Origin of the sequence: Streptomyces sp. NPDC092045 (assembly GCF_044756005.1) — a bacterium.
Classification (GTDB): Bacteria; Actinomycetota; Actinomycetes; order Streptomycetales; family Streptomycetaceae; genus Streptomyces.
Genome location: NZ_JBIVSC010000034.1, coordinates 15,254 through 33,268 on the forward strand (window position 1 = coordinate 15,254; position 18,015 = coordinate 33,268).

General features: G+C 74.7%; 14 protein-coding genes. 10 read left to right on the forward strand and 4 right to left on the reverse strand.

Going from position 1 to position 18,015, the window contains the following annotated elements:
* Window positions 1-3 precede the first annotated feature (3 nt).
* From ACIQKA_RS33980 to ACIQKA_RS33990, 3 genes are read right to left on the reverse strand one after another with little or no spacing between them, the layout of a single operon-like run.
* The gene (locus ACIQKA_RS33980) at window positions 4-1,308 is read right to left on the reverse strand and encodes a coenzyme F420-0:L-glutamate ligase (protein WP_383448304.1); all 1,305 of its coding nucleotides are present in this window, start codon (window positions 1,306-1,308) and stop codon (window positions 4-6) included.
* Complete coding sequence (cofD, locus tag ACIQKA_RS33985) at window positions 1,305-2,261, reverse strand: 2-phospho-L-lactate transferase (RefSeq protein WP_402543287.1); 957 nt, start codon at window positions 2,259-2,261, stop codon at window positions 1,305-1,307. The genes ACIQKA_RS33980 and cofD overlap by 4 nt, the downstream gene beginning before the upstream one ends.
* 13 nt (window positions 2,262-2,274) lie before the next feature.
* On the reverse strand, window positions 2,275-2,799 hold the full coding sequence (locus ACIQKA_RS33990; protein WP_383448310.1) for a cysteine dioxygenase: 525 nt from the start codon (window positions 2,797-2,799) through the stop codon (window positions 2,275-2,277).
* A 683-nt stretch (window positions 2,800-3,482) separates the two neighbouring features.
* On the opposite strand from ACIQKA_RS33990, the gene ACIQKA_RS33995 reads away from it, so the two are divergent.
* From ACIQKA_RS33995 to ACIQKA_RS34005, 3 genes are all read left to right on the forward strand, one after another.
* Complete coding sequence (locus ACIQKA_RS33995; protein WP_015033978.1) at window positions 3,483-3,746, forward strand: WhiB family transcriptional regulator; 264 nt, start codon at window positions 3,483-3,485, stop codon at window positions 3,744-3,746.
* 536 nt (window positions 3,747-4,282) lie between these two features.
* Complete coding sequence (locus tag ACIQKA_RS34000; RefSeq protein ID WP_402543288.1) at window positions 4,283-7,981, forward strand: glycosyltransferase; 3,699 nt, start codon at window positions 4,283-4,285, stop codon at window positions 7,979-7,981.
* A complete protein-coding gene (locus ACIQKA_RS34005; protein ID WP_402543289.1) occupies window positions 7,978-9,513 on the forward strand; it encodes a DUF5719 family protein in 1,536 nt (511 codons plus the stop codon). Before ACIQKA_RS34000 ends, ACIQKA_RS34005 begins: the two co-directional genes overlap by 4 nt.
* A 145-nt stretch (window positions 9,514-9,658) precedes the next feature.
* Here ACIQKA_RS34005 and ACIQKA_RS34010 read toward each other — a convergent pair whose 3' ends face one another.
* Window positions 9,659-10,114, reverse strand: coding sequence for a metallopeptidase family protein (locus ACIQKA_RS34010; RefSeq protein ID WP_383156938.1), 456 nt, complete (start codon window positions 10,112-10,114; stop codon window positions 9,659-9,661).
* Between the two features lie 342 nt (window positions 10,115-10,456).
* Here ACIQKA_RS34010 and ACIQKA_RS34015 point away from each other — a divergent pair, with 342 nt between their 5' ends.
* The 7 genes from ACIQKA_RS34015 to ACIQKA_RS34045 form a co-directional block, all read left to right on the forward strand.
* On the forward strand, window positions 10,457-10,891 hold the full coding sequence (locus ACIQKA_RS34015; RefSeq protein WP_376242811.1) for a DUF3499 domain-containing protein: 435 nt from the start codon (window positions 10,457-10,459) through the stop codon (window positions 10,889-10,891).
* Between the two features lie 103 nt (window positions 10,892-10,994).
* Entirely contained in the window at window positions 10,995-12,362 is a 1,368-nt protein-coding gene (locus ACIQKA_RS34020) for a phosphomannomutase/phosphoglucomutase (RefSeq protein WP_383156900.1), read from the forward strand.
* 229 nt (window positions 12,363-12,591) lie between these two features.
* On the forward strand, window positions 12,592-12,774 hold the full coding sequence (locus tag ACIQKA_RS34025) for a Trm112 family protein (protein WP_030221689.1): 183 nt from the start codon (window positions 12,592-12,594) through the stop codon (window positions 12,772-12,774).
* A gap of 260 nt (window positions 12,775-13,034) precedes the next feature.
* On the forward strand, window positions 13,035-14,183 hold the full coding sequence (locus ACIQKA_RS34030; RefSeq protein ID WP_383156896.1) for an SIS domain-containing protein: 1,149 nt from the start codon (window positions 13,035-13,037) through the stop codon (window positions 14,181-14,183).
* A 175-nt stretch (window positions 14,184-14,358) separates the two neighbouring features.
* Complete coding sequence (gene manA, locus ACIQKA_RS34035) at window positions 14,359-15,510, forward strand: mannose-6-phosphate isomerase, class I (RefSeq protein WP_383156894.1); 1,152 nt, start codon at window positions 14,359-14,361, stop codon at window positions 15,508-15,510.
* Between the two features lie 66 nt (window positions 15,511-15,576).
* Window positions 15,577-16,542, forward strand: a complete 966-nt coding sequence (locus tag ACIQKA_RS34040; protein WP_383156891.1) for a cation diffusion facilitator family transporter — start codon at window positions 15,577-15,579, stop codon at window positions 16,540-16,542.
* Between the two features lie 569 nt (window positions 16,543-17,111).
* A partial coding sequence (locus ACIQKA_RS34045) for an adenosylhomocysteinase (RefSeq protein ID WP_402543290.1) occupies window positions 17,112-18,015 on the forward strand: 904 nt, incomplete at its 3' end.

The window sequence follows — 18,015 nt, forward strand, 5'->3', positions numbered from 1 at the left end:
AGGTCACCGCACCTCGACGAAGTCCGCGGCCGTCCGCGCCGCCCGTTCCCGGGGCGGGGCCGCCGGATGGCCGATCGCCACCGCGCCGAGCGGGTCCCAGGAGTCCGGCAGGTCGAGGACCTCCCGTACGACGTCCCGGCAGAACATCGTCGAGGACACCCACGCCGAGCCGAGCCGCTCGCCCGCGAGCGCCACCAGGAAGTTCTGCACGCCCGCGCCCGCCGCGACCAGGAACATCTCGCGCTCGGCGGTGTCCCGGCGCGGGTCGCCGTAGTGGTGGGAGCCGTCCATGACCAGGCAGGGGACGGCCAGACAGGGCGCGTCGCGCAGGACGTCCCCGCGCCGGACCCGCTTCGCGATCGACTCCTCGGACTTCCCGTCCCGGCGCAGGTCCGCGACCCACGCCTCCCGCATCGCGTCGAGCAGCCGCGTCCGCGACCCCGCCGACTCCAGGAGCACGAACCGCCACGGCGTCGTGTGGTGCGGGGCCGGCGCCGTCACGGCCGCGGCGACCGCGCGCCGCACCGCCCCCGGATCGACCGGCTCGGCCGTGAACTCCCGTACGGTCCGCCGCAGCGTCACCGCCTCGCGCACGGCCTCGGAGGTGCCCAGCCGGAACATGTCGTCGGCGGCGCTCCGCACGAGCGCGCGTGCCCCCGGCTCCCCGTCCCCGCCCACCACGTGCGGCAGGCCCCGGACGACGGCCACCGGGAGCCCGGCCGCCTTGCCCTTCACCAGGTCGCCGGCGGCGGCGAGTTCGTCGGCGGTGGCGACCACGGTCGCGCTCAGCGGGTTGCCGTGCGCGTCGGTCCCGCCGCGCAGGTCGTCCATGACCCGCACCCCGGCCGCCCCGATCGCCACGTCCGTGAGCCCGCCGCGCCAGGGGCGCCCGAAGGTGTCCGTGACGACGACGCCCACGTCCACGCCGAGCGCCCCGCGCAGTCCCGCGCGGATCCGGCGGGCCGAGGCGTCCGGGTCCTCGGGCAGCAGCAGGACCGTCCCGGCGGGGGTGTTGGAGGCGTCGACCCCGGCGGCGGCCATGACGAGCCCCTGCCGGTTCTCGACGATCCGCAGGGCGCCGCGCCGCGCCACCACCCGGACGGTCTCGGCGTCGATGGCCTCCTCGCGGTCGTCGGCGGCGACCACCCGCCCCTCCGCCTTGCTCACGATCTTGGAGGTGACGAGCAGCACGTCCCCGTCGGCCAGTTCCGGGGAGGCGGAGGCGATCAGCTCGGCCAGGTCGTCCCCGGCCGCGACCTCGGGCAGCCCGGGCAGCGCCCAGACCCGGTACGCGGGGGCGGCGGTCACCCCCGCACCTCCTCGGCAAGGGCGAGGGCCTCGCGGGCCATCGCCGCCGTCGCGTCCACGTCCGTCATCATCAGCGGCACCGCGCGGCAGGCGATGCCCGCCGCCTCGACGTCCGCCACCGCGCCCGCGTCCACGGTGTCCACGAGCCAGCCGTCGAGCAGCTCGGAGCCGTAGTGCCGGGCCACCGCCGCCGCCGTGGACTCCACGCCCACCGCCGCGAGGACCTTGTCGGCCATGCCGCGCACGGGCGCGTCCCCGACGATGGGGGAGAGGCCCACGACCGGCGCCCCGGCCGCGGCGACCGCCTCGCGGATCCCGGGCACGGCCAGGATCGTGCCGACGGACACGACCGGGTTGGACGGCGGGAAGAGGATCAGGTCCGCCTCCGCGATCGCCTCCAGGACGCCCGGCGCCGGCTTCGCGGCCTCCGCGCCGACCGGCACGACGGCCTTCGCGTCGACGGAGGCGCGCAGCTTCACCCAGTACTCCTGGAAGTGCACCGCCCGCCGCTCGCCGTCGACCTCGATGGCCACGTGGGTCTCGACGCGGTCGTCGGACATGGGAAGCAGGCGCACGCCCGGCTGCCAGCGGGCGCACAGCGCCTCGGTGACGGCGCTCAGCGGGTAGCCCGCGCCGAGCATCTGGGTGCGGACGACGTGGGTCGCGAAGTCCCGGTCGCCGAGGCCGAACCACTCGGGCCCGACGCCGTACGCCGCGAGCTCCTTTTTGACGGCGAAGGACTCGTCCGCACGCCCCCAGCCCTGCTCTTCGTTGATCCCACCGCCGAGGGTGTACATCACCGTGTCCAGGTCGGGGCAGACCTTCAGCCCGAAGAGATGGATGTCGTCACCGGTGTTGCCCACGACCGTGATCTCCGCGTCCGGGGCGGCCTGCTTGAGGCCGCGAAGGAAACGGGCACCACCGATGCCGCCGGCCAGAACCACAATGCGCATGTACGGCAGTGTGTCAGGCGACGATCACTCCCGGCGCGACCGGGGCGGGGGCCACCGGGGCGCACTGCGCGCGGAGCGACTCGTGCATGGGCATCTCGGTCAGGCCCGGGAAGTAGACGTGCAGGCTGACGGCCGGCTCCAGGGAGCCGTTGACGACCTCGTGGACGTACCCGGGCGCGAACACGCGCTGCGCGCCGCCCGCGAGCGTCCGCACGCCCCGGTCCGTGCGCTCCGTCAGCTCGCCCTCCAGGACGGTGAGGACGCCGGAGGAGACGCCGTGGTCGTGGAGTCCGCTGCCCTGCCCGGGCACCCAGGAGAGCAGCCACACCTCGTAGCCGGGTCCGGTGCGCAGACGGTGGTACCAGCGGGTGGTGGCGTCGTACTCGACGTACGGGGCCCACTGGGAGCGGTCCTCGGCGATCGAGCGCGCGAGGCCGACGAAATCGGCCACGGTCACGGGGTGGACGCGCTCGGGCTGGAGGAGGTGGGGGACCTCCATGATGTCGCCGGCGATCTGGAGGTCGCTGTCCATGTTCATGGGGTGGGGTGGTTCCTCAGCAGAAACAGAAGCGGTGGGGGGTCACGGAAGGAGCGGTGACACGGATGACGCGGGTGACGCTGGGGGGAAGAAGCTGGAGCTCTGCGGCATCAACAGCTGGGACGGCAACAGCAACAGCGCGCCTGGACAGCGCGGCGGAACCCACGGGCGTGGGTCGCGGAGGGCGCTGCGGTCGCTGGCATGCCACCAAAGGTGGCCGGAGGGACACCCGACTGTCAACTCAATGCCCGATTTGGCGGTAATGTTTCACCTCATCCGGTTGCCCTCTCTGGAGAAAGGTTTGCTCATGCGCGGACCAGGAGAGATGGCGCTTCGACCATGTCCGTGAACATGGCGGCGCGCGCGTGTCGGTCCCGAGCGGGAGCGGCTCGTGACCTGACTGTGATCCGGATCGCTTCCGTGGCTGGACGGCAACAAGATCCAAGCCCCGGACGTCCTTCTCCACGAAGGCCGTGCCGCGTGGTCACGCCGTTGGCATGTGTCACGGTTTTTGGTGATTTGAACACTTAGTGCATACGCTTGGTTCCGCAGAGTGAATACGGGGCCCAATAGCAGATCTCAGCTTGACTCGCACAGAGCACGAACTTGTAATTTCACTCGTGTCGTTCGGCCGTGCTCGCACGGCAACTCCACGGGACGCACAGAACAGACGAGGGGCGCACATGACCGAGTTGTTCCAGGAACTGCTGGTCGAGGACGCGGACGAGGAACTCGGCTGGCAGGAGCGCGCGCTGTGCGCCCAGACCGATCCCGAGTCCTTCTTTCCCGAGAAGGGCGGCTCGACCCGCGAGGCCAAGAAGGTCTGCCTCGCCTGCGAGGTCCGCTCCGAATGCCTCGAATACGCCTTGCAGAACGACGAGCGCTTCGGCATCTGGGGAGGCCTCTCCGAGCGCGAGCGGCGCCGTCTGAAGAAGGCCGCCGTCTGAACCGCCGCCGGCCGGACAGCGGTTCCGGCCGCCGCACGCGCCACCGCCGCCCGACCGCGTCCGGACCTCCGAGCCGGGACGCGCCCACCGGGACCGCGCCGAGACGCGCGCACCAGGACGATCCGAACGGTCCGCCCCCCGTGCACCCGAGCACGGAAGGCGGACCGTTCGGCGTTCCCCGCGCTCTCCGCACCTTCCGCGCGGTCCCCGCCTTCCCCGTGCGCCCCGAACCCTCCGCGTTTCCCGAACCCTCCGCGCTCCCCGTGCGCCCCGCTTTTCCCGAACCCTCCACGCGCCCCGAGCCCTCCGCGTTCCCCGTGCGCCCCGCGCTCCCCGCGGCCCGGCCTCCCCGCCCTCCCCGGGCGTCCCGTCCCGCGCCCTCCCCGCGACCGTTCCGTCCCCTCTGTCCACAGGGGCCCGGGAGCTCCGTCCACAGGGCGGCGGACCGCTCCGCGCGCAGCCGTTAGTGTGGGCCTCCGTCCGAGACGCTCCCACGCCCCCCGCGGGCGACCCCCGGCCGGAGGGCCCGTAGCTCGATGTCCTCAACTCCTGAGTTCCCGCGACACGTCGTCACCGCCGTGCTCGTCACCCACGACGGCGCCCGCTGGCTGCCCGACGCCCTCGCCGGCCTGCTCGCCCAGGAACGCCCCGTGCAGAACGTGGTCGCGGCCGACACCGGCAGCGCCGACGACTCCGCGCGGCTCGTCGCCGACGCCGTCGGCGCCGACCGCGTCCTGCACCTCGCGCGCCGCACCGGCTTCGGCGCCGCCGTCGAGGAGGCGGCCCGCACCGCGCCCGTGCTCGGACCCGAGGACCTGCCCTACCTGAAGCGCCCCAGCGGCTGGGACCCCGTCAACCGCACCTGGAACGACGAGGCCTACGACCTCCCCGAACTCCCGCACGGCGAACCGGTCCAGTGGCTCTGGCTCCTCCACGACGACTGCGCGCCCGAGCCCGACGCCCTCGCCGAACTCCTGCGCGTCGCCGACTCCGACGCGTACGCCGCCGTCGTCGGCCCCAAACTGCGCGGCTGGTACGACCGGAAGCAGCTCCTGGAGACCGGCGTCTCCATCGCCCGCAGCGGCCGCCGCTGGACCGGCCTCGACCGCCGCGAGCAGGACCAGGGCCAGCACGACCAGGTCCGCTCCGTCCTCTCCGTCTCCACCGCCGGCATGCTGATCCGCCGTGACGTCTTCGAGGAGCTCGGCGGCTTCGACCGCCGCCTGCCCCTCATGCGCGACGACGTCGACCTGTGCTGGCGCGCCCACGCCGCCGGCCACCGCGTCCTCATCGCCCCCGACGCCGTCCTGCGGCACGCCGAGGCCGCCGCCCGCGAGCGCCGCACCGTCGACTGCGCCGGCCGCACCGCCACCAACCCGCACCGCGTCGACAAGGCCGGAGCCGTCTACACGCTCCTCGCCAACACCCGCGGCGCCGCCCTCCCGTACGTCTTCCTGCGGCTCGTCCTCAGCACCCTGCTCCGCACCCTCGCCTACCTCGTCGGCAAGGTCCCCGGGCAGGCCGTCGACGAGGTCATGGGCCTCCTCGCCACCCTGCTGCGCCCCGAGAAGATCCTCGCCGCCCGCAAGCGGCGCAAGAACCCCGCCGTCGCCGCGGGCGAACTCCGCCCGCTGTTCCCGCCGCCCGGCGCCACCGTCCGCGCCGCCGTCGAACAGCTCACCGCCAACTTCGGCGGCAACGAGACCGACTCCGGCGGCTCCCGCCACGGCGTCGTCGAGTCGGGCCCCGGCGGCGACGACGCCGACTACCTGGAGATCGAGCAGTTCGCCCGGCTCAAGAAGATCGCCCGCAGACCCGGACCGGTCCTCTTCGCCCTCCTCCTCGTCGTCTCCCTCGTCGCCTGCCGCAACCTCCTCTCCGGCGGCTCGCTGGCCGGCGGCGCCCTGCTGCCCGCCCCCGACACCGTCTCCGGACTCTGGTCCCGGTACGCCGACACCTGGCACCCCCTCGGCACCGGCGGCACCCAGTCCGCCCCGCCCTACCTCGCCGTCCTGGCCGCGCTCTCCGCGCTGTTCCTCGGCTCCACCTCCACCGCGCTGACCCTGCTGCTCGTCTGCTCGGTCCCGCTCGCCGGCTTCACCGCGTACTTCGCCTCCCGGGGCATCGTCGAGTCCCGCCTCCTGCGCGCCTGGGGTGCCGTCGCGTACGCCTTCCTGCCCGCCGCCACCGGCGCCCTCGCCACCGGCCGGCTCGGCACCGCCGTCCTCGCGATCCTGCTCCCGCTGATCGGCCGCGCCGCCGTCGCCGCCCACGGCTTCAACCGGCCCGACCGGGGCAGCTGGCGCGCCACCTGGGCGTACGCCCTCCTGCTCACCTTCACGACCGCGTTCACCCCGGTCGTCTGGCCCCTCGCCGTCCTCCTCGGCCTCGGCGTCCTCGCCGTCCGCCGCTCCGACATCACCGCGTACGGGCTCCGCTTCCTCGCCGCCGTCGGCACCCCCCTGCTCGTCCTCGCCCCCTGGTCGCTCACCCTCCTGACCGACCCCTCCGCCCTCCTGCGCGAGGCCGGCGTCGACCTGCACACGGGCACCGCCACCGCGCTCGACCTGCTCGGCACCAGCCCCGGCGGCCCCGGCGCCACCGGCGGCCTCCTCCTGATCGGCCTCGTCCTCGCCGGTCTGGCCGGACTGCTGCGCGAGGAGCGCCGGCTCGCCGTCCACGCCGCCTGGGCCGCCGCCCTCGCCGGCCTCCTCCTCGCCGTCCTGACCAACGGCGCGGGCGGCACCGGCTGGGCCGGCCCCGCCACCCTCGTCTACGGCGCCGCCCTCATCGCCGCCGGCCTGATCGGCGCCGAGGGCGGACGCACCCGCGTCGCCGCCCACGGCTTCGGCTGGCGCCAGCCCGTCGCCGCCCTCGTCGCCCTCGCCTGCGCCGCCGGCCCCGCCCTCGCCGCCGCCGGCTGGATGATCGGCGGCGCCGACGGCCCGCTGACCCGCCGCGACCCGGTCCAGGTCCCGGCCTTCGTCGCCGAGGAGAGCACCACCCGCGACCAGCCCCGCACCCTCGTCCTCGGCGGCTCCACCCCCGGCGAGGTCGCCTACACCCTGGTCCGCGGCTCCGGCGCCCGCCTCGGCGACGCCGAGCTCACCGCCACCGCCGACGGCGACCCGCACCTCGACCGGACCGTCGCCCTCCTCGTCGCCGGCTCCGGCGCCGACCAGACCGAGCAGCTCAGCGGCTACGCGATCCGCTACGTCCTGGTGCGGGACGGGGCGCCCCGCCAGATGAGCCGCGTCCTCGACGCCACCCCCGGCCTCAGCCGCCTCAGCCAGATCGACGGCAGCGCGCTCTGGCGCGTGGACCGCGAGATCGCCCGCGTCATGATCGTGCCGCCCGCCGCCGAGGACGGGGCCCCGGCCGCCGAGGAGACCGCCAGGGCCGTCCCCGTCGCCGCCGGCCCCGTCGAGGTCCACACCGAGGTCCCCGCGGGCCCCGCGGGCCGCGTCCTGCGCCTCGCCGACCGTGCCGCCGAGGGCTGGACCGCCACCCTCGACGGCAAGGAGCTGAAGAGGACCACCGTCGACGGCTGGGCCCAGGGCTTCGAACTCCCCGACCGGGGCGGCCGCCTCGACGTCGCGTACGACGAGCCGTTCACCCACACCGCGTGGATCTGGACCCAGGTCGCCCTCGGCGTCGTCCTCCTCGTCCTCGCCCTGCCCGGCCGCCGCCGCGAGATCGACGACGACCTGCCCGACGAGGAGCTCGCGATCCCCGCCCGGGCCGCCGAGGGCGACGGCCGCCGCGCCCGCCGCCTGCGCGCCGCCGCCGAGGCGGAGGCCGCGGAGCAGGCCCCCGCCGACGCGCCGGAGCACGAGCCGGTCCCGATCCCCGGGCAGCAGTCCCACGAGCCCGGCGGCCGGGAGGCGGAGTGGGACGGCGCGTACGACCCCGTCTACGCCCAGGCCCCCGCCCAGGAGCAGACCGGCGACCGGACCTACGCCGACCAGGCCCCCCACCAGGAGTACGCGGCCGACCCGTACCAGCAGCAGCCCCACGCGTACCCCCAGCAGGGCTACGAGCAGCAGCAGTACGACCCTCGGGGCTACGAGCAGCAGCAGTACGACGGCCAGGGATACGACCCGCAGCAGTACGACGGCCAGGGATACGAGCAGCAGCCGTACGACCCGCAGCAGTACGACCCGTACGGCTACGGCTACGGGCACCCCCGGGGCCACGAGACCGAGCAGCGTCCCGACGGGAGCAGCAACCAGTGAAGCGCACGACCCTCTCCCTGATCGCGGGCGCCACGGCCCTCGCCGCCGTCACCGGCTTCGCCGCCCTCACCGCCCCCGACGGCACCGCCGTCCCCGGAGCGACGAAGGCCACCACCCGGCTGCCGGTCGAGCGCGTCGGCCTGGCCTGCCCGGTCCCCAGCTCCTCCGAGGTGGCCGAGACCGTCTACACCTCGTACACCCCGGCGGGCGCGGAGACCGGCAAGGGCACGGGCGCGGGCAAGGACGGGGCCGCGCGGTCCACGGCCCTCCTGCGGCCCGCCGCGGGCGCGACCGCCGACGGCGGGACCGGCGACAAGAAGCCGCCCGCGACCGCCAAGGCCCCCGCCACCGTCACGGCCCCCGGCAAGCCCGTCACCGCCCGGGCGAACGGCGCGGCCGTGCCCGCCCTCACCGGCTCGGCCACCGGCGCCCTCGCCTCCGGCTGGACCGTCCAGCAGACCACCGTCGTCCCGGCGGGCGGCCCGCGCGGCCTCCTCGGCCTCACCTGCGGCGCCCCCGACACCGACTTCTGGTTCCCGGCGGCCTCCACCGCCCAGGCCCGCCACGACTACGTCCACCTCACCAACCCGGACGACACCGCCGCCGTCGCCGACATCGAGCTGTACGGCCCCGAGGGCGTCCTGAAGTCCCAGTTCACCGAGGGCATTCCGGTCCCGGCCCACTCCACGGTCCCGGTCCTCCTCCCCACCCTCACCCAGGAGGCCGCCCAGCGGGACGTCACCGTCCACGTCACCACCCGCAGCGGGCGCGTCGGCGCGGCCGTCGGCGTCGCCGACGACAAGCTCGGCAGCGACTGGATCTCCGCCTCGGCCGACCCGTCGGGCAGCGTCGTGCTCCCCGGCATCCCGGCCGACGCGGCCTCGGTGCGGCTCGTGGTCTTCGCCCCCGGCGAGGACGACGCCGACCTGAAGGTCAAGCTGTCCACCGCGAGCGGCGCGATCGTCCCGGCGGGCGCCGACACCCTGCACGTGAAGTCCGGGATGACGACCTCCATCGACCTGCCGGACCTCACCCGCGGCTCGGCGGCCTCCCTGTTCCTCGCCCCGGAGGACCCGAAGCGGCCCGTCCCGGTCGTGGCCGCCCTCCAGGTGGTCCGCGGCAAGGGCGACAAGAGCGAGATCGCCTTCATCCCGGCGGCGGGGGCGATCTCCGCCCGCGCGACGGCCGCCGACAACCGCGCCGGGGCCTCGACGCTCTCCCTGACCGCCCCCGAGGCCGACGCCCGGGTCACCGTCACGGCCTCGGCCGGCTCCGAGGCCGGCACGCCGGTGACGAAGACGGTCACGGTCAAGGCGGGCACGACGGCGGCCCTCACCGACATCGTCCCGCAGGGCCTCAAGGGCTCCTACGCGCTGACCGTCGAACCGGTCTCCGGCGGCAAGGTGTACGCGGCGCGGACGCTCGCCGCGCCGCAGGACGGCATCCCGATGTTCACCGTCCAGACCCTCGCCGACGACCGGGGCACGGTCGAGGTCCCTTCGGCCCGCCAGGACCTGGGAGTGCTGGACTGAGGTCCGGAGCCGCCGCGGACGAGACCGCCCCTTCCGGGGGAGACCGGAGGGGGCGGAGCCGTGGGCGGGAGGAGGAGAGCCGTACGACTACGGGCCCGGCCCGGTTAGGCCCGGCCCGCGAGCTCCCGGCCCCGGCCCGCCCGTCTCAGTCCTGGCCGTACCGGGGGTCGACCGACTCGGGGGAGAGGCCGAGGAGCTCGGCGACCTGCTCCACGACCACCTCGTGGACCAGGAGCGCCCGCTCGTCCCGGCTCTTCGAGCGGATCTCGACCGGCCGCCGGTAGACGACCACCCGGGCGGGCTCTCCCTTCTCCGCCGGGAGCGAGCCGCCCAGCGGCACCGTCTCGCCCGGCACGGGCGGCGGCACCTCCAGGACCAGGAACTCGACGTCGGCCAGCTGCGGCCAGCGCCGTTCGAGGCGCTCCACCGAGTCGAGGACCAGATCGCGGAAGGTGTCGGCCCGGCTCGCGGAGAGCGGCACCTGCGGCGGCGCGACGGGTCCCCGCATCCCGCGGCCGTGCCGGTCGCGGCGGCGGACCCGGGGCTCCGCCGGGGGCTCCGCGGGACGGTGCGGGGGGCTCGGCGGCACAGGACTGTCCATCACCGACGCAGCGTAACCCCCATCGGTCCTCCGTACCGTGGCGTGTCCTCGCCACCCTCCCCCGAGCCTCCGGCCCGCACCCGTCCCTCCTCCGGCCCGCTCCCGCCGCTCCTCCGCCCCCGGCCCGTCCCTCCTGTCGAAACCTGAACATTCCGGCCAATCGCGCGCCCGCTTCGGCGATCCGTCGCGATCGGCCATCTGGCCCTGATTGACCGGATTCATATCCCGGACTGTCCGAATCTCCACCTGCCCCGGGAGCCGTGCGGGACCTTCCCCGCAGGTCGGAACAGCCGCCCCGGACAGGGGTATGGCGCGGTTCACACCGCGACACGGTGGAGTGACCTGAGGGAGAGTCGTCGCGGCCCGCTCAAGAGTGCGGTACCGTCCAACGTCGTGAGCCCTGTACGTCGCTGTTCGCGCACCGCGTGCGGCCGCCCTGCCGTCGCGACACTGACGTACGTCTATGCCGACTCGACTGCGGTCCTCGGCCCGCTCGCCACCTACGCCGAGCCCCACTGCTACGACCTGTGCGCCGAGCACAGCGAGCGCCTCACCGCCCCGCGCGGCTGGGAGGTCGTGCGGCTCTCCGACGGATCCGCCCCCACCCGCCCCAGCGGCGACGACCTCGAAGCCCTGGCCAACGCGGTCCGGGAGGCGGCCCGCCCCCAGGAGCGCGCGGCCGGAGCCGGCGGCAAGGGCGGCGGAGGCCGCGGCGGCGATCCCATGGAGGTCGGGCGCCGCGGACACCTCAGGGTGCTCCGTTCCCCCGACAACTGAGCGCAACCGGCCACCATCCGCATCCTCCCGCCCCACTCCGGGTAGTTTTGGCGTTCCGTACACGCGCCGCACACGCGTGCCCAGAACTCAGGAGGGTGGATCCGTGACTGCCGATCTGTCGCAGATCGTGAAGGCGTACGACATCCGCGGAGTGGTACCCGACCAGTGGGACGAGGCGCTCGCCGAGCTCTTCGGCGCCGCCTTCGTCCGGGTGACGGACGCGGACGCGATCGTCGTCGGCCACGACATGCGTCCCTCGTCGCCCGGCCTCGCGGGAGCCTTCGCGCGCGGCGCGGCCCGCCTCGGTGCCGACGTCACCCTCATCGGCCTCTGCTCCACCGACCAGCTGTACTTCGCCTCCGGCAGCCTCGGCCTGCCCGGCGCGATGTTCACCGCCTCCCACAACCCGGCGCAGTACAACGGCATCAAGATGTGCCGCGCCGGAGCCGCCCCCGTCGGCCAGGACACCGGCCTCGCCGACATCCGCGCGCTGGCCGAGGAGTGGTCGGAGAAGGGCGCCCCCGAGGCCGCCGCCACCCCCGGCACCATCACCGAGCGGGACACCCTCGACGACTACGCGGCCCACCTCAAGGGCCTCGTCGACCTCACCGGCATCCGCCCGCTCAAGGTCGTTGTCGACGCGGGCAACGGCATGGGCGGCCACACCGTCCCCACCGTCTTCGCGGGCCTCCCGCTCGACACCGTCCCGATGTACTTCGAACTGGACGGCACCTTCCCGAACCACGAGGCCAACCCCCTCGACCCGAAGAACATCGTGGACCTCCAGGCCCGCGTCCGCGAGGAGGGCGCCGACATCGGCCTCGCCTTCGACGGCGACGCCGACCGCTGCTTCGTCGTCGACGAGCGCGGCGAGCCGGTCTCCCCGTCCGCGATCACGGCCCTCGTCGCCGCCCGCGAACTCGCCAAGCACCCCGGCGGAACGATCATCCACAACCTGATCACCTCCTGGTCCGTGCCCGAGGTCGTCCGCGAGCAGGGCGGCGAGGCCGTCCGCACCCGCGTCGGCCACTCCTTCATCAAGGAGGAGATGGCGAAGACCGGCGCGGTCTTCGGCGGCGAGCACTCGGCGCACTACTACTTCCGGGACTTCTGGAACGCGGACACCGGCATGCTCGCCGCGCTCCACGTCCTCGCGGCCCTCGGCGGCCAGGAGGGCACCCTCTCGGAGCTGGTCGCCGCCTACGACCGCTACGCCGCCTCCGGCGAGATCAACTCCACCGTCACCGACCAGGCCGCCAGCACGGCCCGCGTCAGGGCGGCGTACGAGGGCGGGGACGGGATCACCCTCGACGAGCTCGACGGCCTCACCGTGACCGCCGCCGACTGGTGGTTCAACCTCCGCGCCTCCAACACCGAGCCGCTGCTGCGCCTCAACGTCGAGGCCCGCGACGAGGCCACCGCGGCCCGCGTCCGCGACGAGGTCCTCGCCCTGGTCCGGGCGACGGACTGACCCCGCGCCCACCGCCGGGGAACGGGACGGCCCCCGTTCCCCGGCGGTAGGCTGACCTGGCCCGACGGCCGACCCGAGGCCCCGGCCCGAAGACCCCGCCCCCGGCCCGGTCCGAGGACCGGGTCCGGAGCCCCGGCCCCCGGGGCACGGTCCGAGAGCCGGGTCCGGAGCCCGGCCCGAGGGCAGCACCACCACCGTCCGTCCGCAGTTCGTCCGAAGGGACCACCCCATGCCGCTCGAAGCCGGCCTCCTGGAGATCCTGGCCTGCCCCGCGTGCCACGCCCCGCTGAACGACCGCACCGCGGACGAGACCCCCGAGCTGGTCTGCACGGGCACCGACTGCGGCCTTGCCTACCCGGTCCGCGACGGCATCCCGGTCCTCCTCACCGACGAGGCCCGCCGCCCGGCGTAGGGCCCGACGGGCGGATCGCGGCCGACCGGCCCCGACCGCCCCCGAGGACGACGGCCGCCGACCGGACCCGGGACCACCACGAGCGACGGACGCCGACGGCGGGCACCACTCACGGGAAGACCCGCACCTCCGCGCACTCGGTGGTACGGATGGTACGAGCGGGACCGAGAAGCCCGGCCGGAGGCCGGGCCCACCCGAAGGCACCTCCCCGCTCCCCGCCCGAGGCGCCCCACCGAACCCGCTCACCCGGGAGGCACCAGATGCTCGACGAGACCCTCCTCGACAGCCCGGACGACCTCGCCCTGGCCGACCGCCGGGGCCTCCTCCGCGGCGCCGCCGAAGCCGGCGCGCGGGTGCGGACCGCCACCCGGCACGCCGCCGACGCCGGAATCGCCGACCTCCGCCCCGAGGGCCGCCCCCGCGCGGTCCTCGTCGCGGGCCCCGGCACCGCCGCCACCGGCGTCGCCGACCTGATCGGCGCCCTCGCCGGAGCCTCCGCCCCCGTCGTACGCCTCCGCCCCACCGGCGTGGCCCCCGCCGCCGGCGCCCTGCGGTGGGCGCTGCCCGGCTGGGCCGGCTCGGTGGACCTGCTGCTGCTCCCCACCACCGACGGCTCCGAACCGGGCCTCGCGCTCCTGGCCGAGCAGGCGTACCGCCGCGGCATCACGGTCGTCGCCGTCGCCCCCCAGGGCTCCCCGCTCGTGGAGGCGGTCGGCGGCTCGCACGGCCTGTTCGTGCCGATGGCCGTCGCCCCCAACGAGGCGCCCGACGAGTACGCCGAGAACATCGCGGCCAGCCCCGGCGCCCTCTGGGCCCTGTTCACCCCGCTGCTCGCCCTCCTCGACCGCGTCGGCCTCCTGGACGCGCCGCCCGAGGCCCTGGAGAAGGTCGCCGACCGCCTGGACCGCGCGGCCGAACGCTGCGGCCCCGCCGTCGCCACGTACAGCAACCCGGCGAAGACCCTCGCCGCCGAGCTGGCGGACTCGCTCCCGCTGATCTGGACCGAGGGCAGCGCCGCGGGCCCGGCCGGACGCCGCTTCGCCGCCGTACTGGCGGAGCTCGCCGGACTGCCCGCCCTCGCTGCCGAGCTCCCCGAGGCCCTGCCCGCGCACGGCGTCCTGCTCGCCGGCGACTACGCGGCGGCCGCAGACCCCGACGACTTCTTCCGCGACCGGGTCGACGAGCCCCAGGCCCTGCGGGCCCGGGTGGTCCTCCTCCGCGACCGGCCCGCCGGCGGCCTCAGCGCCGCCCCCGCCGCCCGGGAACTGGCCCTCGGCCACGACACCGCCGTCAGCGAACTGGAGCCGGAGGAGGGCGGCGACCTGGAGACGCTCGCGGAACTCCTCGCCGTGACCGACTTCGCGGCCGTCTACCTGGCCCTGGCCACCCGGCCCACCCCGGCCCCGTAGCCGCCGGACCGCTCCGCGCCCCGCACCGGACGCCACGGCTCGCGGCGCCGGCCCCGCACCCACCCCGTACCGTCCACCGCCCGGTCACCCACCCGTCACCCGCCCCCTGTCATCTGTCTCCCGTGTCCCCGGACACCCGCACACCCGTCACCCACCCGAGGAGCTGGCAGGCCCCATGGACCGCCTCGTCAACACCGTCCGTCCCTACGCCTGGGGATCCACGACGGCCATCCCGGAACTCCTGGGCACCGCCCCCACCGGCGAGCCGCAGGCCGAGATGTGGATGGGCGCCCACCCCGGTGCCCCCTCCCGCACCGGGCGAGGCCCGCTGAACGAGCTCATCGACGCCGACCCCGTACGCGAACTGGGCGAGCGGACCGTCGAGAAGTTCGGCCCGCGCCTGCCCTTCCTCTTCAAGGTCCTCGCCGCCGGCGCCCCCCTCTCCCTCCAGGTCCACCCCGACCTCGACCGGGCGCGCTCCGGATTCGCCGCCGAGGAGGCCGCGGGCATCCCCGTCGATGCCCCGCACCGCACCTACAAGGACGCCCACCACAAGCCCGAGCTGATCTGCGCCCTCACCCCCTTCGAGGGGTTCTGCGGCTTCCGCGCCCCCGCCGACGCCGCCGACCTGATCGCCGCGCTCGGCGTCGACTCCCTCAAGCCGTACGTCGACCTGCTGCACGCCCACCCCGAGGAGGCCGCGCTCCGCGAGGTCCTGACGGCCCTCCTCACCGCCGACCCCGAGGAGACGGCGCACACCGTCGCCGAGGCCACCGCCGCCGCCGACCGCCTCGGCGGCGCGCACGCCCCGTACGCGCGCCTCGCCCACCACTACCCGAGCGACCCCGGCGTCGTCGCCGCCATGCTCCTGCACCACGTGCGGCTCCAGCCCGGCGAGGCCCTCTACCTCGGCGCGGGCGTCCCGCACGCCTACCTCGACGGCCTCGGCGTCGAGATCATGGCCAACTCCGACAACGTGCTGCGCTGCGGCCTCACCCCCAAGCACGTCGACGTCCCCGAACTCCTCAAGGTCGTCCGCTTCGACCCGGCCGACCCGGCCGTCCTGCGCCCCGAGGCCTCCCCGTCGGGCGAGGAGGTCTACGAGACCCCGACCGACGAGTTCCGCCTCTCCCGCTTCGTCCGCGCGGAGGACGCCGCCCCCAACGACCTCACCGCCCCCACCCCCCAGATCCTGCTGGCCGTCGCCGGCCGCCCGACGGCGGGCGAAATCCCCCTCGCCCCCGGCCAATCCGTCTTCGTCCCGGCGGGCGAGCGCATCCAACTGACCGGAGCGGGTACGGTCTTCCGCGCCACCGTGGCGGCCTGATGCGACAATGACCGGCCGAACCGCGGCGATCGAGCCGGAGCACCGACGAAGGGACCCCGTACACCCATGAGCGCGTCAGGCGGAACCAAGGCGATCGTGGCGGCGCTCGCCGCGAATCTCGCGATCGCCGCAGCCAAGTTCGTGGCGTTCCTCTTCAGTGGTTCGTCCTCGATGCTCGCGGAGAGCGTCCACTCGCTCGCCGACTCCGGCAACCAGGGCCTGCTGCTCCTCGGCGGCAAGAAGGCCCGGCGCGAGGCCACTCCGCAACACCCCTTCGGCTACGGCCGCGAGCGGTACATCTACGCCTTCCTCGTCTCCATCGTGCTCTTCTCCGTCGGCGGCATGTTCGCCATCTACGAGGGCTACGAGAAGATCAAGCACCCGCACGCGATCGAGGCCTGGTACTGGCCGGTCGGCGTCCTCGTCTTCGCGATCATCGCCGAGAGCTTCTCCTTCCGCACCGCCATCAAGGAGTCGAACCCGCTCCGCGGCAACCTCTCCTGGAAGGAGTTCGTCCGCCGCGCCAAGGCCCCCGAGCTCCCCGTCGTCCTCCTGGAGGACCTCGGCGCCCTCGTCGGCCTCATCCTGGCCCTCGGCGGCGTCGGCCTCGCCCTGCTCACCGGCGACGGCGTCTGGGACGGCATCGGCACCCTCTGCATCGGCATCCTGCTCATCCTGATCGCGCTCGTCCTCGCCGCCGAGACCAAGTCGCTGCTCCTGGGCGAGTCCGCCGGCACCGACGAGGTCCGGAAGATCGAGGCCGCCGTCGTCGATGGCAGGACGGTCACCCGCCTCATCCACATGCGCACGCTCCACCTCGGCCCCGAGGAGCTCCTCGTCGCCGCCAAGATCGCCGTCGCGCACGACGACACCGCGACCGAGGTCGCCGGGGCCATCAACGCGGCCGAGGAGCGCATCCGCGCCGCCGTCCCGATCGCCCGGGTCATCTACCTGGAGCCCGACATCTACAGCGAGAAGGAGGCCGCGGCGGGCCCCGACCCGGCCGCGACCCCGGGCGGCCCGAGCCACTGACCGGAGGGGGCGCCGACCCCGGGGCCACGGCCCCGTGGGCCACTGACCCGCAGGGCCGCCGATTTCACTCGCGGCCCCATGGCACCGGTCCCTCCCGGCACCGGTCCCTCCCGGCACCGGTCCCTCCCGGCACCGGCCCCCTCCGGGGCCGCCTTTCCCCCGGGCCGTCTCCCTCCGATCCCGAAGTCGCCCCTCCTCGGTGATCAGCCCGTGAGACGGGTCGCTGGCCCGACGACCGAATCCGGCCATCGAGCCCGCCCCACCGAGCCCCCGGTCCGTACGCGCGGACCGGGGGCTCGACGCGTTCGACCCGGCTCCGGGACTGTCCGGGAGGAGCCCCGGGGTCCGATGCGGACTGTGGACCGCCGTGCCGATCGGTGTAGATTCGTGACCAGCCAGACGTCGCTGCTGATGGCGGTCGGGCGGTCCCCGTTGACCGGCCGAGGGAGAGAGGGCCTCCGACGACGGCACCATGGAAGTCCCGGGCATTCCTGTGCCCGGGGACCACCGCCGTGGTGCCCGGCGCCCCGAACGACCCTCGCACCCGACCCATGAGGAGCAGCCCCGTCATGACGACCGCAGCCCACCAGGACTTCAAGGTCGCCGACCTCTCCCTGGCCGCCTTCGGCCGCAAGGAGATCACCCTCGCCGAGCACGAGATGCCCGGCCTGATGTCGATCCGCCGTGAGTACGCCGAGCAGCAGCCGCTCGCCGGCGCCCGCGTCACCGGCTCCCTGCACATGACCGTGCAGACCGCCGTCCTCATCGAGACCCTGGTCGCCCTCGGCGCCGAGGTCCGCTGGGCCTCCTGCAACATCTTCTCCACCCAGGACCACGCCGCCGCGGCCATCGCCGTCGGCCCGAACGGCACCCCGGAGAACCCCCAGGGCGTCCCGGTCTTCGCCTGGAAGGGCGAGACCCTGGAGGAGTACTGGTGGTGCACCGAGCAGGCCCTCACCTGGCCGAACTCGCCCACCGGCGGCCCGAACATGATCCTCGACGACGGCGGTGACGCCACCCTCCTCGTCCACAAGGGCGTCGAGTTCGAGAAGGCCGGCTCCGCCCCGGACCCGGCCACCGCGGACAGCGAGGAGTACGCCCACATCCTGCGTCTCCTCAACCGCACCCTCGGCGAGAACCCGCAGAAGTGGACCCAGCTGGCGTCCGAGATCCGCGGCGTCACCGAGGAGACCACGACGGGCGTGCACCGCCTGTACGAGATGCACCGCGACGGCACGCTGCTGTTCCCGGCGATCAACGTGAACGACGCCGTGACGAAGTCGAAGTTCGACAACAAGTACGGCTGCCGCCACTCGCTGATCGACGGCATCAACCGCGCCACCGACGTCCTCATCGGCGGCAAGACCGCCGTCGTCTGCGGCTACGGCGACGTCGGCAAGGGCTGCGCGGAGTCGCTGCGCGGCCAGGGCGCGCGCGTGATCGTCACGGAGATCGACCCGATCTGCGCGCTCC

What these genes read in the sequence shown, in the direction of transcription:
- cofD (WP_402543287.1), bottom strand. Translation starts at nt 2,261, where the DNA reads ATGCGCATTGTGGTTCTGGCCGGCGGCATCGGTGGTGCCCGTTTCCTT.
- ACIQKA_RS33990 (WP_383448310.1), bottom strand. Translation starts at nt 2,799, where the DNA reads ATGAACATGGACAGCGACCTCCAGATCGCCGGCGACATCATGGAGGTC.
- ACIQKA_RS34040 (WP_383156891.1), top strand. Translation starts at nt 15,577, where the DNA reads ATGAGCGCGTCAGGCGGAACCAAGGCGATCGTGGCGGCGCTCGCCGCG.
- manA (WP_383156894.1), top strand. Translation starts at nt 14,359, where the DNA reads ATGGACCGCCTCGTCAACACCGTCCGTCCCTACGCCTGGGGATCCACG.
- ACIQKA_RS34025 (WP_030221689.1), top strand. Translation starts at nt 12,592, where the DNA reads ATGCCGCTCGAAGCCGGCCTCCTGGAGATCCTGGCCTGCCCCGCGTGC.
- ACIQKA_RS34030 (WP_383156896.1), top strand. Translation starts at nt 13,035, where the DNA reads ATGCTCGACGAGACCCTCCTCGACAGCCCGGACGACCTCGCCCTGGCC.
- ACIQKA_RS34000 (WP_402543288.1), top strand. Translation starts at nt 4,283, where the DNA reads ATGTCCTCAACTCCTGAGTTCCCGCGACACGTCGTCACCGCCGTGCTC.
- ACIQKA_RS34010 (WP_383156938.1), bottom strand. Translation starts at nt 10,114, where the DNA reads ATGGACAGTCCTGTGCCGCCGAGCCCCCCGCACCGTCCCGCGGAGCCC.
- ACIQKA_RS33995 (WP_015033978.1), top strand. Translation starts at nt 3,483, where the DNA reads ATGACCGAGTTGTTCCAGGAACTGCTGGTCGAGGACGCGGACGAGGAA.